Origin of the sequence: Streptomyces colwelliae, from assembly GCF_048158785.1 — a bacterium.
In the GTDB taxonomy this organism is placed as follows: Bacteria; Actinomycetota; Actinomycetes; order Streptomycetales; family Streptomycetaceae; genus Streptomyces.
The window spans coordinates 1-1,605 of the sequence record NZ_JBLTJC010000768.1 but is presented as its reverse complement, the minus strand read 5'-3'; the positions used below and the strand labels follow the sequence as shown (position 1 = coordinate 1,605).

At 68.2% G+C, this 1,605-nt stretch carries 3 protein-coding genes; 1 reads left to right on the top strand and 2 read right to left on the bottom strand.

The window, feature by feature from the left end:
- The coding region (locus tag ACNFOC_RS54165) for a hypothetical protein (protein ID WP_416966284.1) at positions 1-231 on the bottom strand (231 nt) is incomplete at its 3' end.
- A gap of 188 nt (positions 232-419) precedes the next feature.
- Entirely contained in the window at positions 420-893 is a 474-nt protein-coding gene (locus ACNFOC_RS54160) for a MarR family winged helix-turn-helix transcriptional regulator (RefSeq protein WP_416966283.1), read from the bottom strand.
- 131 nt (positions 894-1,024) lie between these two features.
- Between ACNFOC_RS54160 and ACNFOC_RS54155 the strand changes: the two genes are divergently transcribed.
- The gene (locus ACNFOC_RS54155) at positions 1,025-1,438 is read left to right on the top strand and encodes an organic hydroperoxide resistance protein (protein ID WP_019056748.1); all 414 of its coding nucleotides are present in this window, start codon (positions 1,025-1,027) and stop codon (positions 1,436-1,438) included.
- The last annotated feature ends 167 nt before the right edge of the window (positions 1,439-1,605 follow it).

Below are 1,605 nucleotides of genomic sequence, written 5' to 3'. Positions count from 1 at the left end.
CTCGGCTGCTTCCAGGCCCTCTATGACGGTCCGTCGGTTGGCGACCGAGGCGACCGGGTTGGTGCAGACGATCCAGCAGGCCTTGATGTCGCCGTCGGCCATCTTCTGGAACATCTCGACGGTGCCCGAGTTGCGGGCGCGGCTCGCGGGTGTTGACCGGGTCTGGATCGTCGCGCAGTCGAATCTGCTGCCCTCGCGCTGGGTGCCCGGTGACCCGACAGACCGGGTCAAACTCGACGTCGTGGACGGGGAGTTCGCGCGTCGGACGGAGTTCGTCCGAGGGCGAGTGAAGCTGGCCCTCTATATCCGCCGGATGCCTCCGCAGGCGATGCAGTTGATGCAGCCGACGCAGCCGACGCAATCAATGCAGCCGGCACCCACGCCCACACCCACACCCACACCCACACCCACACCCACGTCTACGCCTCGTCCAGCGTCGCCGAGTCCAACGCCCCGGTGAGCTGGTCGAGCCGTTCCCGCAACGCCCGGATCTCATCGATGTCGAAGCCGGTCGCCCCAAGGATGCGCCGCGGCACCTCGACCGCCCGCTCGCGCAGCGCGACCCCCTCGTCGGTGAGCCGCACCTCCACCGAGCGCTCGTCGCGGGCGCTGCGCTCACGGCGTACCAGACCGGCCGTCTCCAGCCGCTTGAGCAGCGGGGACAGGGTGCCGGAGTCGAGTCGCAGGTGTTCGCCGAGCTTCTTGACGGGCAGCTCGCCGTGCTCCCACAGCACCAGCATCACCAGGTACTGCGGGTAGGTGAGCCCGAGGTCCTTGAGGATCACGCGGTAGACGCCGCCGAAGGCGCGGGACGCGGCGTTCAGGGAGAAGCAGATCTGCTGGTCGAGGCGGAGCCAGTCGGCGGTGGGGGTGGCGGCGGGAGTGGTGGTCATGCCTCCAGGATAGCGCTAGCGGGCCATTTAGTTGTGTGCAATTGAATTGTGTGCTCTAATTATCGCCGTGAGGCGGTCCGGACACCCGGACCGGTCACCCCCACCAAGACTTCCGAGAGGGATGGTTTCCAATGGACGCGATCTACACCGCCGTAGCCACCGCCACCCACGGCCGCGACGGCCGCGCGGTCAGCAACGACGGCAAGATCGACCTTCAGCTCGGCATTCCGGTCGAGATGGGCGGCAACGGCCAGGGCACCAACCCTGAGCAGCTGTTCGCCGCCGGTTACGCCGCCTGTTTCGGCAGCGCCCTCGGCCTCGTCGGCCGGCAGGCGAAGGTGGACGTCACCGACGCGGCCGTGACCGCCGAGGTCGGCATAGGCAAGCAGGGCGAGGGCTTCGGCCTCAAGGTGACCCTGCGCGTCGAGCTCCCCGACACCGTGGACGAGGCGACCGGCCGCAAGCTGGTCGAGACCGCCCACCAGGTCTGCCCCTACTCGAACGCCACCCGCGGCAACATCGAGGTCGACCTCGTCATCGAGTAGTCCCTACGACATCGAGTAGTCCCTACGACACTCCCGTGACCCGGCACAGAAGTGGCCGACGGCATACGCGCCGTCGGCCACCTCGTCGTATCCCGCCTCACCTCACCGCACCGAGTGAGCGTGCTCCCCAACTCCCTGCCCCGGAACCGCAGTCGGCACAGCCACAC